The sequence below is a fragment of the Candidatus Marivariicella framensis genome, assembly GCF_982709265.1.
This window is the reverse complement of the sequence record NZ_CEXPNT010000011.1, coordinates 18,183-38,099: the sequence shown is the minus strand read 5'-3', so window position 1 is coordinate 38,099 and position 19,917 is coordinate 18,183. Positions and strand designations below refer to the sequence as shown.

Genomic DNA, 19,917 nt, shown 5'->3' with positions numbered 1-19,917 from the left:
ACTAATAATAAAGTGGTCTATTGTCTTCAATTGAAGCAGCTGATTTTAATGCTTCAAAAATTGCTGAGTTTATTCTGGAATTTTCAGCATTCTTAAGTGAAAGAGAGTAAGCAGAATAATTTGCTAAATCAACGGCAATATTTTTATTCATCAATTTTATCTTGTACAGACCCATTAAGCCATTAATTAGACCAGATGTTTGTTTATCATCAAGGGAGAAAGCAGCTCCTATAACGTATGGTTCCTGACCTGCTCCAACTAAAACTGCATTTAATTGAGTAAGGGCAGAAGCCGATTGAATTTCAGTGTTTGATGTTTGAGAAAGCTCCTCAATAGAACCTAAACTATTATATTGAGTTTTTAACAATTCGGCTTTTTTCTCATTTTTTAATTTCTCAAAAACATCTACCCTAACCTCTTCAATATCAGCAATATTTTTATCTCTTGCTTTTGAAATTTGAACTACAGCATAACCACCTCCTGAAGAAAGATTAAATTTTTTAATATCACCCACCTTAGAATCTGAATTAAATGCCCATTGAACTATTTGTCTTTGGCTGAATAAACCTGGGAGATTTTCATCAAGCATGTTAACATAATCTATTGGTTTTACGATAAATTTCTGCGATTCAGCTATCGATAAAAAATCATTTTTATCAGCCTTTATTGTCTCCATTTCAAATGTTGTTGCTGACTTAAAAATATCATTAGAAGTTGATTCAGAAGGTATGATTGGTTGAACAATATCAGCTGTTAAAAGAATATCTTGTTTTTCTGTAATCTTTATAACGTGAAAACCAAATTCAGTTTCAACTAAGCCAATCTTTCCTACTCTGTTTCTATTTGCAAAATCATAAAATTCCTGAGCCATATAACCTTCTTGAAAAAAACCTACATCACCACCTAAAATATTTGATGGTCCATCTGAATTATCATTAACTAATTTTTCAAAAAGCTTTGGGTTTCTTCGTATTCTTTTATAAAGAGTATTGGCTTTCTTTTTAGCTTCATCTTTACTTCTACCAATTGAAGAATTAGATCTTTCAGCTCCTTGATAAGCAATAAGAATATGACTTGCTCGAATTGAACCTCCCTTTTTTCTGTCTATTATTCTGGAAATTTTTAAATTCTCCCCATCTTTATATGGACCAAAAACTTCTCCCTCTGAAAGGTTAAATAAAATTTCTGAATATTCAGATGATAACTGTCCTTTTGGTTTATATACCGAATCAAAAACCTCAGAAGAATATTGAGCTACAAAATCAGAAACATCAACAACCTTTTTAAAGCCAATTATAGTGTCATTTAGCTTTGAAACATCATTATATTCTATTTTATTTTCAATAATAGACTCTAGGTTCATTCTTTGATTTAGTAAATCCTGCTCAGTTGCTTCTTCATTAAATAAAACATACCTGATTGATCTGCTTGGATTTCTTTTATATTTATCTGAATTATTGGATATGTATTTTTTTATTTCTCTATCAGAAATTATAATTAAACTATCTGGTATTAGAGAATAAGGAAGTTGAACATATTCAATAGAAACTTGGTCATTTTCAATGTGATAAGCAGCTTTTCCTTCATAGTCAGTAAAACCTGCACTTGATCTAACTAAATCAAGATAAATTTTTTCTTTTGCTAAAGCAATTAAATTAGTCTCTTGAGACTTCCAGTTTTCATAACCTTCAGGATTATTAGTTTTCATAGAAATTATGAAATTTGTAAATAATCCAAAATCAAAGAAACCTGATTCATTTAAGAATCGACTATCATTCAAAAAAGCATTGTTTGAACTGATTATTTCTTCTAATTGAGCTTTCCCAGCATCAATTCCAAGAATTTTGTATTCTTGATTCAAAATAGTGTTTCTTATTGTTTGATCCCAAACTGCTGAAACTGCTTGAAGAGTTGTATAGTTATAACTTCGCTCCGTTTGTTCAACATTAAATCTAAAAAGTTCTATATCAACTTCTGTGTCGTTAACAATAGCAATAGGCTCTGAAGGCGATGAATTATCAAGACTACTTGTGAAAACGCCTGAGATAACGAAAGCAAAAAGAGCCATCCCTATTACAATGATTAAAAAAAATGATCTTTGCCTGATTTGTCCTAGTACAGCCATAATAATGTTTTAATTTTAGATCGATTGCGAATTTACGATATCCATAGGGTTTTAAAAAATTTAAAATATTAAAAATACCAATCCAAGTGATAAATTAAATATCTTCATTAAACTCTAAATATATCTTTTCGATTTTAGTAGAAGAGGCCTCTAATATTGTTATTTTAAAATTATCTATATTAATTATCTCTTGCTCGTCTGGGATGTCTGCAGTATTAAAAACAATCCACCCTCCTAGGGTTTCGTATAATTCATTTTCAATAATATTTAATTGGTAATTCTGATTAATATAATCAACTTCAAGTCTTGTGGAAAACTCAAATTTATTTTTTGAAATGATTCTTTCAATATGATCAGTTTGGTCGTGTTCATCTTCAATCTCTCCAAACAATTCTTCTACAATATCTTCAACTGTTATCAATCCAGATGTTCCTCCATATTCATCTAAAACTATTGCCATACTACTTCTTTGCTTAGAAAGAAGCTCTAAAACCTTATTTATCTTCATAGGTTCAGGAATAAATGAAACAGGTAATATTATATCTTCAATTTTTTTAGGGTGTTTAAACATTTCAAATGCATGAATATAACCAACAATATTATCTATCGTCCCTCTATAAACTGGTATTTTGGAATACCCTGTTTTGATAAATATTTCTTTTAGCTCGTTTGATTTGGTAGAGATATCAACTGCTATTATTTCTGTTCTGGGAACCATAGTCTCCCTAGATCTTAAATCAGAAAAATCTAAAGCATTTTGAAAAATTTGAATTTCAGGATCAATACAATTATTATTTTTGGAGTTTTCCATTTGAGTTTCAATGTAATCTCCTAATTCTAGTTTCGAAAAAGATAATTGAACCTTATCCGTTTTAGTTTTGAAAATATTTTTAAGTATCCAGTCAGTCATATTCATTATAGAAGAAGTAATTGGACTAAATAAATAAAAAAAACTTGCTGCTGGAATTGCAAAAAATGTAATTAGCTTATGAGCGTATAATCTAAAAAAAACTTTAGGTAAAAATTCGGCTGTAATTAATATAATAAAAGTGGAAATTACGGTTTGATATAATAAAACGTCTGGTCTAATATTATCTTGACTATTAATTTGTGGAAATAAAATACTTACTATCCTCTCTCCCATAAAAATCCCATAAATAACTAACGATATATTATTTCCAACTAACATAGTGGCAATAAATTTTGAAGGATTTTTTGTACATTTTTTTAATAACAATGAACTAAAGCCTTTTTGTTTTTTTTGAATTTCTAAAAACAATCTATTGGATGAAACAAAAGCAATTTCTAATCCAGAAAAAAAAGCTGAAAGTAATAATGAAAAAATAATTATTAAATCGGTTATGATCATTAGATTTAATCCGGTTTATTTTTTGAATACTTATTACGAAAATACCTACGAAAAAAAGCCATAAACACAGAAACAACAGCGAAAAAAATAAATATATAAGCTTTTTGTTTATTAAAATTCCAATTTTGAATTATTTGAAAAATAGACATTAAGGCTATTATCCAATATATAATTTCAGATACTAGAAGTCGTTTCATTTTTAAATTTTTATTTTACGGAATCCTTAACTACTATTGTTCCAGTAAGCTCTCCAGTTTTAAATTTACTAAATTCTTTATTTGTGTCCAATCTAGTTGCTGAAATTTCATAATCTGAATCTTTAAAATCAAATGGACGCTCTGTAAAAATCCAATCATTACTTGAGTCCCAGAAAATTTGATCTGAAGTTAATTCTGCTCCATTATTTGATTTTATCAAAACATTGCCCTGTAAATCAATTAATTTTGTTGAATCATACAAAATAGCATAATCAGCAGTAACTACATTTTCATTTTCATATTGATCATAAAATACTACCTTAACTCCCTCAGGAAATTCAGAATACTTAAAAGATAAATTGGTGTAGTCTATATGTTTACTAGCAGTCAATATAGCCGAAACTCTCATTGAGTCTGTATATACCATTCTAATATCATAAGCTGTTCCAATTGGTTCTTGCTCAAATAAATTAATATCTTTAAGTGCTTGATTATTATCTAAACAGGAATAAAAAAGGGTTATTGACAAAACAATAACCCTTTTTATTTTTTTAAAAAACTTTTTAATCATTACAATTTTGGGACAGTTACACTAGCTCCAACCCAACAGTTAAAAGTAATTTTAGCTCCTTGGTTTGCTTGTGAAAAAATATCAGTTTTGCTCGGCGCTCTACCCATATAACTCAAGGCAGTTTTATTAGCTAATTTCTTTATTGAGCCATCTACACGACCAGCTTTTGTTGCTATATCTGCTGCTAACCAATAAATTGCTCTTTTATTAAACTGATTATCACCACAATCATTGGCACTTGACGCATAAAGACTAGCTATAAGAAGAAGAGCACGACCCATTGAAGGCTGATTTTTTAAAGCTTTTTGCGCATACCTTCTGGAAGATTGTTTACGTCCACTATTTTTAAATTTGACAGCAATTTTATATAAAATTTTTGCTTTTTTATATTGGTCTGCTTCTAATGAAATTGATTCTTCATAATATTTTAAAGCTTCAGAACTTTTACCTCTCTTATCATTTAATAAACCTAAATAATAAGCTGAATCAGCAGATGGATCAAGAGTATGAAGAGCCTCAACAAGAGTGACAAATAATGGGTCATCTGAACACTCTTTACTATCCATTCTACTTGCAGCGCGCTTTAACCAAATTGGATCAGATTTATTTTCTTCAAAATTTCTTTTATATAGAGGAATTAAGTTTTCACATGAAGCCTCAATAGCAATTATTGCATCCAAATTTGATAATAATATACCTATAGCCCTTGAGTTTACATTATATACTCTTTTATTCTTTATTTCTCTTTTAGTAAGTGGCTCGCCATTATCTTCTTTAATTAAAATTTTATCTAATTTTTTTGCTAAACTAGTAGACTCAAACTCAAATTTTTCTGAAATTTCTTCATACTTATTAAACAAATGTTCTGTTGAAACAACTAGGTTTGAAACCTTATACTGCTTGTATAAAGTATCAAAATAATTATATAATCCCTTGGGGTTTGTAAAACTTGCAGAATCTTTTGTATAAGCTTCATCAAATACAGCATAAACAGAAGCATCATCAGCCATTTTATAATCAATTAATGCTTGAGCTTTTGTACTTAGTATACTACCAATTTTACTTACACCTTTTCTTTTTGGAAAATTAATTATCCATTGATCATATAACCCTATAAGATCTTCTTTGAAAGATTGCTGTTCACTGCCAGATGAATTTTTAATTTTATGCTTTAAAATTCTTTCTCCGTAAGAGTATATAGCTAAATTTAATTTTGGACATTCATTAAGCACCAACAACCATGTATCGTATGCTACGTCATAATTTTTAATTTTTGCTGATTCTGCAAAAATTGATAAATTATTTGAACATTCTTCATTTGATTGGCCATTAGCAAAATTAAAAGTTAACGAAAATATTATTAAAAAGCATCTCAAAGTTTTCATGTCTTTTTTTAGATTAATTGTACTTTCTTTTTATAAACCAAACATCATTTAGCGAAAAGCCTATCCTAATTGCCCAATAATTTTCTTCTATTAAGTTATTGTTTTTTGTGCCAAGCTTTCCTATTTCAAAAGTAACATTTGTATTCGAATAACCAGCCATAGGTAAACCAAACCCAAATGTAATACCATTTTCTTTAATTGACTGATTATTTAATTGATAACCTTTGCTTTCGGACCTATAACCAAATCGATAAACTATCCTTTTCCAGTAGGAAGTTATAGAACTGAATTCAGGAATATAAAAACCACCAATTCCAAATCTTGATGCATCTTCATAAGTTATGCTTGCTTGGTTAATGAATTCATTTATGAAACGGCTATTATTTGTTTTATTATACTGGGCACCAAAAAACCATTTTTTATCTTTTCCAACACCCAGCCCTAAAGATGAAGTTGTTGGAAGTCTAAATTTAGTTTTATCAAGACCACTTGAAGCTAAATCAGTTTCTTCAAAATCTCCCAACTGATCTCCATTTAATAAAGATCTTGTATAAACAATCTGTACATTTTGAGAGGTAAGTTCTGATTCTGGACTGAAACTAACCAATCCATGAAGTTCTAATTCTTTAATCGGAAGGGTGAAGCTAGCAGAGGCTTTAAATTTTATTCCTGATAAACTTGAATTACTCTCCAGATATGTGCCATTTTCAATACCATCAATTACTTGAGTTTTTCTATAGGTTATATCACCAAATCCGTAATTTGTAGTAAAGCCAATATTCAAACCTTTGAGTGCTTTAAATCCAAAACTTAAAAAAGCATTATTTATTCCACCTTCACCTGTAAATCTGTTTATAGCATCTATTTGATTTGTTTGGGTTACTTCTTGAAGTAAATATCCCACTGAGCTAAAAGGTAGGATGCCAAAACCAAAACCAAAACGTTTTGTAGGAATTGAAACTCCGATGTAATCAATAGAAGCAGTTGTGACTTTTTGAGACTCCGAATTATTAGATAAAATATTATTTCGATAATTAACTCCAATAGAATATGTTGTAGCCTTAAGCTTACCATAGCTTGCAGGGTTATTTATATTTGGGTGAATAGAGTCTATATACACGTCAATACCTCCCATAGCTCTATTTAAGTGATTTCCTCTGAAATTTGTTTCACCAAAGCCAACAAAAGAATAGGGAGAGCCTGTTCCAACTTGAGCAAAAGATGAAAGACTTATTAAAGTTAAAAAAATATAAATTATTTTTTTCAAAATTCGTCTGTATTCAATTGTAAAACAGTGTGTAATCCCTTAGCTATAAAATTGTGATTGGCAAATATGACATTTTTTATTTGGTTTGCCAACTTATCAGCATCCCCTCCTGTTAAAATAACTGTTAAATTTTCAAGTTTTTCTTTATAATGACTTACTTGATTTTTAACTTCTGCTAGTATTCCATAGTATATTCCTGAATGAATGCTGTTATCAGTTGAATTTCCAGAGATATTATCTGGCTTATTGAATTCTAATTGGGGTAGTTTTGATGTAAACGTATTCAAGCTATTATATCTCATTGAAAAACCTGGACTTATTGAACCACCTAAGTATTCACCAAATTCATTGACGAAATCATAAGTAATACATGTGCCCAAATCAATTATCAAACAATTCTTTTGTGAATATTTAATAACTGCTGACGCTATAAGGCTAATCCTGTCAGAACCAAGTGTGTCAGGTGTTTTATAATTTATTTTGAATGGCAAACTTATATTGCTGGAAACCCAAACCAGCCTGCACTTAGCTATAGATTCAAAAATAGAATTATCAACACCGTAAACATCAGAGACAATTATCGACTGACACTCTGGATTAATTTTATTCCAAGTTTTAAATTTTTCAATAATATTTAAACTTTGCCAAGTACCTTGATCAATAATTTTATCTGATACAAAAACAGAATATTTTGACAAGGTATTTCCTATATCTAAAACTAAGTTCATAATTGTTATTTAAACAATATTCAAAAATACCAAAAGATTTTTATAAGGAATGATTTGTTCTAGTCTAAAAAGCATTTTATATTTGCTGCACTTTAAAATCCGGTACCTTAGCTCAGTTGGTAGAGCAAAGGACTGAAAATCCTTGTGTCCCTGGTTCGATTCCTGGAGGTACCACATTTTAAAAAAAAGCCTTGATTAGATTCTAATCAAGGCTTTTTACTTGTTTCATCCCAAGACGAAACCATTTTTCCTTTATAATTTGTATACAATATAAATATTGCTAAAATTATAAATCCAATTCCAATTAAATCAAATCCTTTTTGAATATTAAGTGAAAATCCATACGCAATAAAGTAAAAGCCATAAAAATACCACCACTTTTTTCTCAAATTATTTTTAGCAACTTTGGAAAGCTTATATGTTTTTAGTGATATAAAATGAATTATTATAATTACAATAAAAACACAAATCATTATAAATAGGCCTTTCTCCATCTATTAAAAATTATATGCTAATCTAGCGAAAACTCCAATACCCATAGGGTTAATTTTACTATTCAGGTTGTTATATATAAATTGTCCTAATAACATTGAATCTATATTTTCTTTTATTTCATAGGTTATGGAGGGCATTAGTAACATCATTTCTTCACCCTTCATATAGAAAGCAGTAAAGGAGCTTGTTATTGCCGGAGTGAAATTTCCACTAATTTGAGAAAAGTATGTAAACTTGGATGGCATTAAATTTTTAGCTGATACATCACTTAGAAAAGATCCAAATAAATTATCAGAACTTGAATTTCTATTATTACCACTACTATTATATAAAATTGATGAATTAAAATAAATACCTTTTTTGGTAGAGTAATCAAATGAAATAGATGTACTTAAAACATTAGAGGAATCATTAATATCTTTTTTGGGGATAAAATAAGTACTTTCAAATTTAAAGCCTGCATTTTTTAAACTTCCAGCCCAACCTAACCCTAAAGCAAGGTCTGTATAATAATTACCTAGAAGAAGCTGAATATCGTTCCCAGATAAATTAAACCTCCATAAACCGGCAAAAATTGATCTATCCATATCACTTCCTGGCTGAAAAGCAAATTCTAAACTTGACATATCACTTGTATAATATTGAAACCTTATGGCGTCAACTCCGGAACGTTCCTGATAATCAAAGTCTATTAAACTATATGCGTTAAATAAATCATTTGGGTTCCAAGCTAAATTAACTCCCCAATTAATTCTTTGTCTTCCTATTCTCAACTCCCATTTTTCAGATGAATATTTAATATATGCTCTATCAAATATTGAATTCACTACAAGAGTTCTAGAATTATGAGGAATAAAGGATAAGTCAAGGTTTCCAATGTCATTATTCAATATTTCACCTAAAGCAGGATTTAAATTGGTTGCTTCACCAAAAAACACTCTATTCCTGACCTCAACAACTCCTGTTAGATTGGAATTGAAGTCCATTTTAAATCTCAAACGATTATGAATTAAATTATCAGCAATAATTGAATCCGAATTAATTACCGAAGAAGAGTTCATATAGCGAACGTATCCAGAAAAACTCAAATTATTTTTCCAATTTTTTTCATCCTCTTTCTGGGCTTTAAGAGATGAAGTAGTGATGAATAAAAGAGAAATAAATAGTAGATATTTCAAGATGAAAATTATTTAACATTTATATCCGAAAGAATCTTTCCGTCTTCTAGGGTAATTATTCGATTAGCTCTATCAATCACCCTTTGATCATGGGTGGAAAAAATAAAAGTCATCCTTTCTTCTTCATTAAGTCTACTCATAATATCTAATAAGTTTGCAGTCGATGATGAATCTAAATTAGCTGTTGGCTCATCAGCAAGAATAAATTTTGGTTTTGATGCCAAGGCTCGAGCTACTGCAACTCTTTGTTGCTGGCCTCCTGATAATTGATTCGGCCTTCTGTTTAGTTGCTCTTTTAAACCAACTGCTTCTAACAATTCTAATGCGCGCTTATCTCTTTTAGACTTTGAAGCCCCTTGCATTAACATTATGAACTCTACATTTTCTTTAGCAGTTAAAACAGGAATTAAATTATAAGATTGGAAAACAAAACCAATATTTGTTAGTCTAAAGTCAATAAGCTGATTTGAATTTAATTTGGTTATATCCTTGTTGTCAATTAAAACTTGACCTTTAGTTGGAGAGTCAAGTCCACCAATAGAGTTTAAAAAAGTTGTTTTACCTGAACCAGATGGACCAACAATTGCTGTAAACTCTCCTTGTTTAAAATTAATTGTCACATTATCTAAAGCCCTGATTTCCTGATCTGCCTGTTTGTATAGTTTAGAAATATTTTTAGTCTCAATTACATTCATAATAATAAGTTATAGTGATCTAACAGCTTCAGCTGGATCCAGTTTAAGTGCTCTCCTTGCTGGAAAAAGAGAAGAAATAAGTGTTACAAACAAAGTAAGAATCGTTATTTTAATATAATAATCATATGGGAGATGAGTATAAACCATTGACTTCATTCCAAAAGCTTCTAAACCTTCAGAAACAATTGACAAATCTATTCCAACTTGGCCGTAATAGGAAATCATTATATATGATAATATAATTCCTGCAGGTAAAGAAATAAAAGAAATAAAAATAGTTTCAAAAAGAATCATTAAAAAAATCTTTGTCTTATTAAGTCCAACCGACATCAACATTCCTAACTCTCTTTTTCTTTCTAATACAGCCATAAGCATAATATTGGCTATCCCAAATGAAAGAGCCAGAAGAATAATACTCATGAAAATTATAAAAAACCAAACCATTAATCCCTGAGCAGCTCCCAATTCTGGTGATATATCTTTCCAAGTTTCTACTTTGCTTTTTGGAAAAAGGCTTTGAAGCTGATGCTTTAAAACATCTGAATCATCAATATTATTAGATAATATGGCCACTTCGTGAATAATCGAATTATCAATTAATAGTTGATTTAAATCTTCTTTTTTAACATAAATATTTCCATTGTCATGAATAGAATTTGCAGTTTTAAAAATTCCTTCAACTTTAAATTTAATTCTTTGAAGATCTCCTTTATCATCGACAAATGTAAATGACAGTTTTTTCTTTATGTCTAACTTTAAATTATCTGCAAGTTTTTGTCCAATTAAGGCTGGCTTGCTTTTGATTTTAGAAAAATAATTTCCTTTTATTATATTTTTACTTATATCAGAAAATTGATTTTCATTTTTAGAATCAACTCCAATAACTCTAACACCTTCTGCTCCATGGGCTGTTGAAGCCATTGCTGAAATAATTATTCTACTGCTATATCCTTTGACTAAATTATTATTCTCCAATTCTTTTACAATTATGAGTGGATTTTTAATAGAACTGTTTATATCAAAATTATATTCAAAAGAAGGATTGTGAATTTGAACATGATGTAAATAAGTATCAATTGCACTTTTTACTCTTTGATCATTTATACCTTTACTCATTGCTACTGTAAACAGTCCAGACCATAATCCTAAAACCATTGATGTAATTACCACGAAACTTCTTAGTTTATTTCTCCATACATTTCGCCAAGCAATTTTTACTATTGTTCCCATATTATCTATTCATTGCTTTTATAGGCTTTAGTTTTGAAATTATTATTATTGGATAAATACATGTAATTAAAGAGATTAATATAATTATAAATCCATGTACTAAAGGAATATCATAAGTGTTCATAAATGGTATAATAGGTTCAAAACCAGCACTTTCCAGCTGGTCTGCAGCTGCTCCAAATAATTTTAAGGGATTATAATGAAAATAATTTACAATTGGCCAGGATATCACAAACCCAACAAGAACACCCACAAATGTTAAAAATATAGTTTCATAAATTAATATGATCATTAATTTAGATTTTTTCATGCCTATTGAAATTAACACCCCAAACTCATAGAGTCTCTCTTGAGTCATCATTAAAACAGTCCCAAATATCCCAAAACCAACTATCATATATAGTATAATTATGATTAAAATCCCACCAGCATTGTCAGCTTCAATAAGTTGATCTAATTGTGGGGTCATTTCTTTCCATGTCATAACATCTCTGGACTGAATATCAATTTTAGATTTGACTTTTTCTGCTATTTTAACTTCATTAAAATACTGTTCTTTATCAATTACTAGATTAGTTATTCTGTTTTTAGCTGAAACAAAATCTTGTGCTGATTTAAGTGACATAAAGACACTCATGTTATTAAGGTTTGGATTTTTCATATCAATCACGCCTTGAATAGGATAGATTCCAACAGCCTGCATTCCATGATAACCTTGACCAATAAAAATAAGTGAATCCCCAACTTTAGCATCATAATATTTTGCAACACCTTTAGCTACAATTATTGATTGACCATTATCATCTAAAAGAGTTCCATCAATTAATCTTTTATTCCAGTCTGTAAGTTTTTCCTCAGCCTCTTGTTCTATTCCAGTTACATATAAAAATTTAGATAATTTATTATTAGATGAGAGCACTCCAGTCTGTACTCTTTTTATAATATTTGAAACTCCTTCAATTTTATTAATACTATTTAAAACTGACTCACTAACCTCGAAGGAGTTATTAATATTTTTATCTTCCCAATAACCTTTTGAATGTATTTGAACATATCCACTAAAAGACCCAACAACATTTTTAATCATATTTTCATACATGCCTAATTGAAGTGACCGCATAAGTATTGCTAAAAAAACAGCAATAAAAATTGCTGCTATAGTTATAAAGCTTCTTCGCTTATTCCTCCATACGTTTCTCCAGGCAATTTTTATTAACATATTCTATTTTAATCTTGAAACATATTGAGTAGAAAAATAATTTTCAGGTATTGAAACATCAAAATTCCATACCTTATATTCTATAACAGTTTTATTTCCTTCATCATCTAAAGGGTAATACTCCAATCTTGAAGGGAGCTTTTTACCATTATATTCATTTATTTTAGAACCTACCATTCTATTTACTATTTCTAAATCCTCATCATAAAATTCAATTTTTAGTTGCATGTAGTCTTTTTTGTCAATCCAAACATTCAATTTACCCCAAACAACAGAAGCATTTTCTGTTGGAATCAATTCTAATTTCCAACAATTTAGGTTTTCGATTATTTCTGTCCCAACAATTTTATGAGTATAGTCAACTACCATTGACGACTGTTTTATTAAATCATCATTTGTAAAATCAGTACCCATCCAGTTTTGTGTCATCATCGATGGAGGAAGTTTAATTGTTCTTTCAATGGTTGGTAAATAATTCCATGCCTCTTTTTTTCTTTTTAAAAACACGGAACCTTTTTCTTTGGCAGGACTGGTCACAAGAGAAACGGAATAATCAGTTCCCTTAGACCAACTCTTGAGAGCCATTTTCTTTTCCCATTTTGGTCTAACAATAGTAATAGTCATTTCTGCATAAGATGAATCCCCTCTTAATCTACTATCAGTAATTTTGATGATTTCCAATGCACTTTGGGAATAGATACTTGAAAAAGTAAATGCAAAAACAATTAAAAAATACTTATTCATAATTTAAATTTCAGATTTAGGTTTATCTAGTGTGTCAGTTTGAACATTTATTTGAGAGTTTCCTGATGAAATTTTCACCACATCTTTATCTATTTTTTTAAACTCTTTTGAACTTTCGTTATAATGATTTACAGCTGTCCCTAAGGTATTTCCTAATTTTTCATGATAAATTTTATAAGCATTCAAATGGTTTGATAATTTTTCTACGTTTTTCAAAACATCATTAATAGAATCCTCAATTTTCATATTATTCAGTGCCTTATTTGTAACCTGTAACATAGGGAATAAGCTCATTGGAGATACAATCATGACTTTTTTTCGAAAAGCATATGAAACTAAATCTTGTTGATTAATCTTTAATGATCCTACTCTACTATTTAGTAGATCTTGATACAATCCATCTGCAGGTATGAACATATAGGCATAATCGACTGTCCCTTCATTTGGTCTAATATACTTGGATGTTTCGTCTATTCTATTTTGTATATCCCTCTTGAATTTTTTTTCAAGATCATCCAGTTCATCTTTATTGGATGATTCAATCATTTTATTATAATTATCCAGGGAAAATTTTGCATCAATAGGTATTATATAGTCATTTACCTTCACGATAGCATCAACAGTTTCATTGTTTTTAAAGGAATACTGCATTTGATAAAGTCCCGGAGGAAGAACATTCGCCAAAAGATTTTCTAGTTGAATTTCACCAAAAATTCCTCTTTGCTTTTGATTTCCAAGAATTTTCTCCAAAGTCTTCATTTGATTTGCAAAACTAAGCACCTGTTCATTTGTTCCTTTTATTTTCTCTAACTCAGAAGTGACTTCTTTTATAACTTGACTTGATTGTTTAAACTGATTAGTCATATTGGCAGTTGATGACTTTGTGAAATCATTCATTTGCTTATTAATCTCATTTAGTCTTGACTCAATATCAACTCTACTATCTTTTGAGTTTTTATCGATTTCTTTTCTAACTTCTTGAATTTGGCTAGTTAAAGATTCTGAAAAATGAATTAAATCAGCTGTTTTAGTTGAGTTAGTATTGTTTTTTAAATTGTATACTAAATAGGCTAGAACCATGACTAAAAAACCTAAAAAAGTAATAATAATTTCCATAATTATTTTTTAATAAATGAGTTAAATTATTCATATAAAAATAAGTATAATTTAATACTTTCAGACCTAAAATCAAATTCATCTTTTAACATAAAATATCGATTCCACCGGGAATTACTGAAATATCTAATTCATTCTTACTAATGAATTCAAATTCTCCATCAATTTGAAAATTGATATAATAATTTTTTGAAATGATTTTTAAATCTTTTAGTTCAATGTATTGAACATTCTTTTTTTTTTCAATTGAAAGACCCAACAACACCAAAACAATTAAGTAGTTGAGATAGAAAATATTAGTTTTATTTATTATAATCATATTTAAAATACCATCATCGGTTTTAGCATTGGGGCATAAACCTACTCCATAACCCTGCTTATTAGTATTAGCAATCATTAAAATATGAGGTTTAATCGATATGTTTTTATTTTCAACTTTGATATCAAAAAAAGGTGGTTTGTAGGAAGTAAATGATTTTAAAAACGAAGCTAAATACCCAAACAAACCATGAGTTTTACTTTGAGCATAATGCCTAATAAATTCAACTTCAATTCCAAAGCCAATATTGCTAAAGAAATATCTATTATCAACTTTACCTACATCCATTTTCTTACTTGATTCACCAATAATTACTTCAAGTGCTTTTATAAAATTGTTAGGAATTTTAAAATGACCAGATATTCCATTTCCTGATCCAATTGGAATTATTCCAAGTTTAATTTTTTTATTAATTAAAACTTGACCAATTTCACTAACGGTTCCATCGCCTCCACAAGCAATAATGACATCTACTTTCTGATCAACAGCATCAGTAGCCAACTTTTTTAAGTGCATTGAATTGTTAGAAAAACTAATTTGGTATTCATCTTTTCTGTATGAAAAAAAGGAATGGATTTCTATCTCTAAAGAATTTGCTTTAGCCTTATTTACTGGATTAATAATGAAGTAATATTTATTCATTGCCAGAGTTATAAAACATATCCCCTTCAACTATTCGGTTCATATAATCTTGAAGAAAGACCTTAAATTTATATTGCAAATCATTCATTTTTTTATTCGAACCATCTATTAAGTTGTTTTCAAGGTCATGATCATTTGAATCATAAAATCCTGTTATTTTCTCACCATTTGAAACAACAATAAATTCGTCATCCATCATAAAATAACTTCCTCCACCGAAAAAATTTACAACAAATGAGTCCGTTTCATCATCAGAAATTAAGCTTTTACCCCAACTTCTAAATGGCTTGTCATAACCTATTAATTCCGCTATAGTTGGAAAAATATCCATATGCTGTCCAAGACTAGTAGAAACACCCTTTAAATTTTTCTTAGGCCAATAAATCATTAAAGGATTTGCAAAACGATTAATTATTTTCTCATAATAAGGGTAGTACGTCTGGTTTCCATGATCTGCTGTAAAAATAAAAATAGTATTATCAAACCAAGGTTCATTTTTTGCTTCATTAAAAAACTTATTAATTGCGAAATCAGTATACCCAACTGCTTCATGCATCGGAACATACCCTTTATCAAAAACACCTTCATACTTTTTAGGGATAATATATGGATCATGTGAGGTCACTGTAAACACGGTGCTCAAAAATGGTTGCTTAGTCTTGTCAAGAATTTCTTTTGTGAAGTGAAGGAATGGCTCATCCCAAATTCCCCAATATCCATCAAAATCATAGTCATTATTATACTCATCTTTTCCATAATAATTATCAAATCCTAATGTTTTTGAAAAACCTAAAAAACCCATTGAACCGTTACTAGCTCCATGAAAAAAGGATGTATTGTACCCCAAATTATTCGCAATTGAAACAACTGATTCAATTGGTTGATTTGAATAAGGTGATGATGTGTATGCAATTTCAAAAGATGGAATTCCAGCCAATATTGCAGGCATCCCATGAATAGATTTCCTGCTATTTGCATAAAAGTTTGGAAAAATAAGACTGTGATTAGCTAACGAGTCTAGAAAGGGGGTATAACCTTTATAATTTGGGATTTTATCTTCTGAATTTAAACTTCCCCAATACTCCCTACCCATACTCTCCAAAATAATTATCATAACATTTGGTCTAAGGCTATCATGTTCTTTTTTTGAATATTTTTTTATTGGATGAACAACACTCTTTATTTGATTTTTAGTGTAAAAATTATTTATTTTAAACCCTGTCTTTCCAATGGTTCGAATTACAGTAAAAGGAGTATTTAAAACTAAATCAGCATGCTGAGGGTTATTAACATTTTCCATAGCATGAATTAAGGTGATCGGGCGTGTGCTTTTTTTAAAATCTCCTCTGATTCCTCCCACACATAAAACAACTACAATTAAAAAAATTAAAATTGATTTTATAAAACTTGAAGCTCTATATTTTCTTTTGACAGAAATAATTTTAATTGATTTATATATGTAAATCCAAATACCTGATATAAGGAGGTAGAGCAAAACAAGATGAATGTAGTCAAGGAAAAAGTGATAAAGTAGGTTGAATTTATTATTTTCATTCTGTATACCCTCAAAAAACTGTGCATTAATTCGCATTAAATTAAATCTGTAATATCCTAAATCAATAAAATTTAGAAGAAGACCTGCTAGACCTCCAAAAAAATAAAAAAAATTTAAGAGTTTATTATACCAATAATTAGAGTAAGGTCTTCCTGGAAGGAAAAATAATATAATAAATATAGCCTCTAAGTATATTATAGCTGCTAAGTCAAATTTTAATCCATAATAACTTAATAGAATTATTTCTGATAGAGTCTCAACCTTAATTATATCAGAATTAAAGTATAAAAATAACCAGCGAGAAATCATAAACAAAATAAACACTAGTCCTATTTTTAATAAGAACTCTTTTATTTCTTCAAACTTATTAATCATATGAAAAAGTAATATTCAAATATACGAATGTAAAAAATTCGTTAATGTTATATCATTTATATTTTTTCTAAATGTGTATTAAAAAAAATCTTAATTGATGAGTTTGACTTTGTTTTATTAAGAAATTTTATATTTGGAATGCGAATAAAATATGACTCAAAATGAAGAAGTTAAATCTAATATTAATATATTCTTGCTCATCAAAAGAAAATGCTATCTCCCAAAAAATAATTGATCCATCTTCAGGTCAATAACTTATTTGGTCAGATGAATTTAATGTTGATGGAGTTCCATCTCCACTTAAATGGTTTTTAGAAACTCTTCCACCAAATAATGGAAATTGACTATGTAAGAGTATCTCAATAATAAGTATAAATTATAAAAAAAATATTAAAAATTACTTTTTTCCTTTTTGGATTTATAGTGAACGCTCAAAACAATTGAAATATAATAATTATTTTAATAAAAAAGAGCCACTAAACTAGTGGCTCTTTTTTTATTTGATCTTAAATATAGTTAATTCGATTAGTTGTTGAAATAAAGATTATCAATGTAAACTGTTCCGTCAGCAGTTCCCACAATCACAAATTGTGAAATAGCACCTTTAGTAGTTAAAGAGGTGAGAGTTGATAAATCAATATCTACTCCTTGCCATTGATTATTAGTGGTTATAGTAATCTCTTCTTCTCCTCCATCTACATCATCTCCTCCTCCATAAGCACCATCTGCTCCGAAATCAACAATTTTAATTTTGAAAGAAGAAAGATCAGCTGACCATATATCAATATGGAAGTTTGTAGAAGAACTTGCATCCACACCTGACGCCATGTCAACACCTGTATAACGGCCTGATCCACCATCTGCAAAGCTATATTTTTGAACAAAATCACCTGTTACGACTTCTTCTGTTGAATGAGTAGTTCCTTGTCCCCAATCAGTTGACCACCTAGTAACTGCAACTGGCGCTGTATATGCCTCACTAAAAATTGAAACTACATTTGCTGCAGCCAAACTCGGAGTTGTAGCAGATGAACTAGGACTAGTGCCTAAAGCTGTTGCAAAAAAGTAAAGGTTATCAATGAAAACAGTTCCATCTGATGTTCCTTCAATAACAAATTGAGAAATTGCTCCTTTAGTTGTTAATGCTGGATAATCAGATAAAGGAATATCAACTCCTACCCATTGAGTATTTGCAGAAATAGCTATTTCTTTAACATCCTCAACATCATCTCCACCACCATAAGCTCCATCAGCTCCGAAATCAACAATTTTTAATTTAAAAGATGATGAATCAGCCGACCAAACATCAACATGAATATTATTTGTAGAAGATGCATCAACACCAGAAGCCATGTTAACTCCTGTATATATTCCAGATCCAGAATCTGAAAAAGTATATTGCTGAACTGAATAAGATGAAGTAATATCTATGGTAGCATGGGTGGTTCCTTGAGCCCAAGAAGTTGACCATTCTGTAACTGCAACTGGAGCAGTATATGCTGCGCTATATATAGAAACTACATTTGTTGATGAAACCGAAGGAGTAGCTGGAGGGGCAACCGGAACTACTATAACTGGACAACCATTAGTAGTTGCATCTCCAGCATCCGCTGGGCAAGTATCAACTGAATCTATTAATCCGTCTGCATCAGTATCAGGAACAGAAGCACCTACAAGCCCTCCTGTAACATTATCAATTAGAAAAGCACCCATTGTTTCAGTTCCAAACCCAATAAAAATTGCAAGTTTAGAATAAGTTGTTAGATCGGATAAAGGTTGAGCCTCAGGTTGTCCGTTTCCATATGGATAACTATTTACTCTATTTGCACCAAAATCAAAAGTTAAAGTTCTCCAACCTGATCCAGAAGTAGTAACCAAAACCTCTACTGGGTAACTTCCTGCGGGTTGTCCTTCTAATTTAGCTAAAACACCTAGTTCAATCGCAGTGTTTTGATAAAAGTCAAATGATATAACTTGTGCATCTGTACTACTCATGTCTATAAGTTTAGAGGGAAGAATTGATGCAGCTTCATATGCAGCTCCAGAATTTACAATTAGACCTGCAGAAGCAGAGTTTTCAAAAGAAGTAACACCATCTGATATAAGAAAAACTCCCTGTGTTGATTCAAAATCATTAATTACAGTATCAGGAGTTACGGGAGTTACAGGGTCAGTAGTTACAGGATCTGTTGGGTCTGTTACTACAGGAGTATCTACTATTAAAGCATCACCGTCATCTCCATAACATGACGAAAGTAATGTGAGGGCTGTAACTGCAATGAGCATATTTAATTTATTATATTTCATATATGATTTTTTGATTTTATTTTTTAAAGTAGGGCGAATTAACAAATAAAATTTTTTTTAACCTCTGATAAACAACTATTTAAGATATTTTTTGATTGTTTATATTAATTCTAAATAAAAAAATTTTCCATTTTACAGGAAAACTTCTCATCAGTTGCTTTATCTATTTGGGTTCGCAACACACAATACTTTTTTGCTTTATACTAAATCACATTTTTATTTACTTGCGATTATAATGGATAATGGTTATTTACAATTAATTATCATTGTATGTGGTATTTAAGAAATTAAATTATTTTTAACCTCTAATAAAAAACTATTTAAGATATTTTTTACTTGTCTTTACTGATTCTAAATAAAAAAGCCTTCCGTTTTATAGGAAAGCTTCTCATCAGTTGCT

General features: G+C 29.6%; 16 protein-coding genes and 1 tRNA gene. 1 reads left to right on the top strand and 16 read right to left on the bottom strand.

Going from position 1 to position 19,917, the window contains the following annotated elements:
• Position 1: 1 nt before the first annotated feature.
• From AC34EU_RS05355 to AC34EU_RS05330, 6 genes are all read right to left on the bottom strand, one after another.
• On the bottom strand, positions 2-2,125 hold the full coding sequence (locus tag AC34EU_RS05355) for a peptidylprolyl isomerase (RefSeq protein ID WP_487534139.1): 2,124 nt from the start codon (positions 2,123-2,125) through the stop codon (positions 2-4).
• Between the two features lie 94 nt (positions 2,126-2,219).
• The gene (locus AC34EU_RS05350; RefSeq protein ID WP_487534138.1) at positions 2,220-3,494 is read right to left on the bottom strand and encodes a hemolysin family protein; all 1,275 of its coding nucleotides are present in this window, start codon (positions 3,492-3,494) and stop codon (positions 2,220-2,222) included.
• A gap of 207 nt (positions 3,495-3,701) precedes the next feature.
• Positions 3,702-4,262 (bottom strand): LPS export ABC transporter periplasmic protein LptC, encoded by a 561-nt coding sequence (gene lptC, locus AC34EU_RS05345; protein ID WP_489666841.1) that lies wholly within the window; start codon positions 4,260-4,262, stop codon positions 3,702-3,704.
• The gene (locus AC34EU_RS05340; RefSeq protein ID WP_487534136.1) at positions 4,262-5,647 is read right to left on the bottom strand and encodes a hypothetical protein; all 1,386 of its coding nucleotides are present in this window, start codon (positions 5,645-5,647) and stop codon (positions 4,262-4,264) included. The genes lptC and AC34EU_RS05340 overlap by 1 nt, the downstream gene beginning before the upstream one ends.
• A 13-nt stretch (positions 5,648-5,660) precedes the next feature.
• Positions 5,661-6,914, bottom strand: coding sequence for a BamG family beta-barrel-assembly machinery protein (gene bamG, locus AC34EU_RS05335; RefSeq protein WP_489696096.1), 1,254 nt, complete (start codon positions 6,912-6,914; stop codon positions 5,661-5,663).
• Complete coding sequence (locus AC34EU_RS05330) at positions 6,911-7,642, bottom strand: type III pantothenate kinase (RefSeq protein ID WP_487534134.1); 732 nt, start codon at positions 7,640-7,642, stop codon at positions 6,911-6,913. Before AC34EU_RS05330 ends, bamG begins: the two co-directional genes overlap by 4 nt.
• Positions 7,643-7,743: 101 nt before the next feature.
• Here AC34EU_RS05330 and AC34EU_RS05325 point away from each other — a divergent pair.
• Positions 7,744-7,816, top strand: a tRNA-Phe gene (locus AC34EU_RS05325).
• A gap of 32 nt (positions 7,817-7,848) precedes the next feature.
• On the opposite strand, the gene AC34EU_RS05320 is transcribed toward AC34EU_RS05325, so the two are convergent.
• The 10 genes from AC34EU_RS05320 to AC34EU_RS05275 form a co-directional block, all read right to left on the bottom strand.
• On the bottom strand, positions 7,849-8,136 hold the full coding sequence (locus tag AC34EU_RS05320; protein WP_487534133.1) for a hypothetical protein: 288 nt from the start codon (positions 8,134-8,136) through the stop codon (positions 7,849-7,851).
• Positions 8,137-8,139: 3 nt separating this feature from the next.
• Entirely contained in the window at positions 8,140-9,315 is a 1,176-nt protein-coding gene (locus AC34EU_RS05315) for a hypothetical protein (protein WP_489696095.1), read from the bottom strand.
• Between the two features lie 8 nt (positions 9,316-9,323).
• Positions 9,324-10,010 (bottom strand): ABC transporter ATP-binding protein, encoded by a 687-nt coding sequence (locus tag AC34EU_RS05310; protein ID WP_489666981.1) that lies wholly within the window; start codon positions 10,008-10,010, stop codon positions 9,324-9,326.
• 9 nt (positions 10,011-10,019) lie between these two features.
• Complete coding sequence (locus AC34EU_RS05305; protein ID WP_489666982.1) at positions 10,020-11,240, bottom strand: ABC transporter permease; 1,221 nt, start codon at positions 11,238-11,240, stop codon at positions 10,020-10,022.
• A gap of 1 nt (position 11,241) precedes the next feature.
• Positions 11,242-12,459, bottom strand: coding sequence for an ABC transporter permease (locus tag AC34EU_RS05300; RefSeq protein WP_489666983.1), 1,218 nt, complete (start codon positions 12,457-12,459; stop codon positions 11,242-11,244).
• Between the two features lie 3 nt (positions 12,460-12,462).
• Complete coding sequence (locus AC34EU_RS05295) at positions 12,463-13,203, bottom strand: outer membrane lipoprotein-sorting protein (RefSeq protein WP_487534484.1); 741 nt, start codon at positions 13,201-13,203, stop codon at positions 12,463-12,465.
• 3 nt (positions 13,204-13,206) lie between these two features.
• Positions 13,207-14,319 carry a DNA recombination protein RmuC gene (locus tag AC34EU_RS05290; protein WP_487534483.1) on the bottom strand — a complete coding sequence of 371 codons (1,113 nt, stop codon included), beginning with the start codon at positions 14,317-14,319 and terminating at the stop codon, positions 13,207-13,209.
• Positions 14,320-14,404: 85 nt separating this feature from the next.
• On the bottom strand, positions 14,405-15,280 hold the full coding sequence (locus tag AC34EU_RS05285; RefSeq protein WP_489696094.1) for a diacylglycerol/lipid kinase family protein: 876 nt from the start codon (positions 15,278-15,280) through the stop codon (positions 14,405-14,407).
• Positions 15,273-17,210: an LTA synthase family protein gene (locus AC34EU_RS05280; RefSeq protein ID WP_487534481.1), complete on the bottom strand. Its 1,938-nt coding sequence runs from the start codon at positions 17,208-17,210 to the stop codon at positions 15,273-15,275. The genes AC34EU_RS05285 and AC34EU_RS05280 overlap by 8 nt, the downstream gene beginning before the upstream one ends.
• A 525-nt stretch (positions 17,211-17,735) precedes the next feature.
• The gene (locus tag AC34EU_RS05275) at positions 17,736-19,517 is read right to left on the bottom strand and encodes a hypothetical protein (protein ID WP_487534480.1); all 1,782 of its coding nucleotides are present in this window, start codon (positions 19,515-19,517) and stop codon (positions 17,736-17,738) included.
• Positions 19,518-19,917: the final 400 nt, after the last annotated feature.

What these genes read in the sequence shown, in the direction of transcription:
- AC34EU_RS05355 (WP_487534139.1), bottom strand. Translation starts at nt 2,125, where the DNA reads ATGGCTGTACTAGGACAAATCAGGCAAAGATCATTTTTTTTAATCATT.
- AC34EU_RS05350 (WP_487534138.1), bottom strand. Translation starts at nt 3,494, where the DNA reads ATGATCATAACCGATTTAATAATTATTTTTTCATTATTACTTTCAGCT.
- lptC (WP_489666841.1), bottom strand. Translation starts at nt 4,262, where the DNA reads ATGATTAAAAAGTTTTTTAAAAAAATAAAAAGGGTTATTGTTTTGTCA.
- AC34EU_RS05340 (WP_487534136.1), bottom strand. Translation starts at nt 5,647, where the DNA reads ATGAAAACTTTGAGATGCTTTTTAATAATATTTTCGTTAACTTTTAAT.
- AC34EU_RS05330 (WP_487534134.1), bottom strand. Translation starts at nt 7,642, where the DNA reads ATGAACTTAGTTTTAGATATAGGAAATACCTTGTCAAAATATTCTGTT.
- AC34EU_RS05320 (WP_487534133.1), bottom strand. Translation starts at nt 8,136, where the DNA reads ATGGAGAAAGGCCTATTTATAATGATTTGTGTTTTTATTGTAATTATA.
- AC34EU_RS05310 (WP_489666981.1), bottom strand. Translation starts at nt 10,010, where the DNA reads ATGAATGTAATTGAGACTAAAAATATTTCTAAACTATACAAACAGGCA.
- AC34EU_RS05305 (WP_489666982.1), bottom strand. Translation starts at nt 11,240, where the DNA reads ATGGGAACAATAGTAAAAATTGCTTGGCGAAATGTATGGAGAAATAAA.
- AC34EU_RS05300 (WP_489666983.1), bottom strand. Translation starts at nt 12,459, where the DNA reads ATGTTAATAAAAATTGCCTGGAGAAACGTATGGAGGAATAAGCGAAGA.
- AC34EU_RS05295 (WP_487534484.1), bottom strand. Translation starts at nt 13,203, where the DNA reads ATGAATAAGTATTTTTTAATTGTTTTTGCATTTACTTTTTCAAGTATC.
- AC34EU_RS05290 (WP_487534483.1), bottom strand. Translation starts at nt 14,319, where the DNA reads ATGGAAATTATTATTACTTTTTTAGGTTTTTTAGTCATGGTTCTAGCC.
- AC34EU_RS05285 (WP_489696094.1), bottom strand. Translation starts at nt 15,280, where the DNA reads ATGAATAAATATTACTTCATTATTAATCCAGTAAATAAGGCTAAAGCA.
- AC34EU_RS05280 (WP_487534481.1), bottom strand. Translation starts at nt 17,210, where the DNA reads ATGATTAATAAGTTTGAAGAAATAAAAGAGTTCTTATTAAAAATAGGA.
- AC34EU_RS05275 (WP_487534480.1), bottom strand. Translation starts at nt 19,517, where the DNA reads ATGAAATATAATAAATTAAATATGCTCATTGCAGTTACAGCCCTCACA.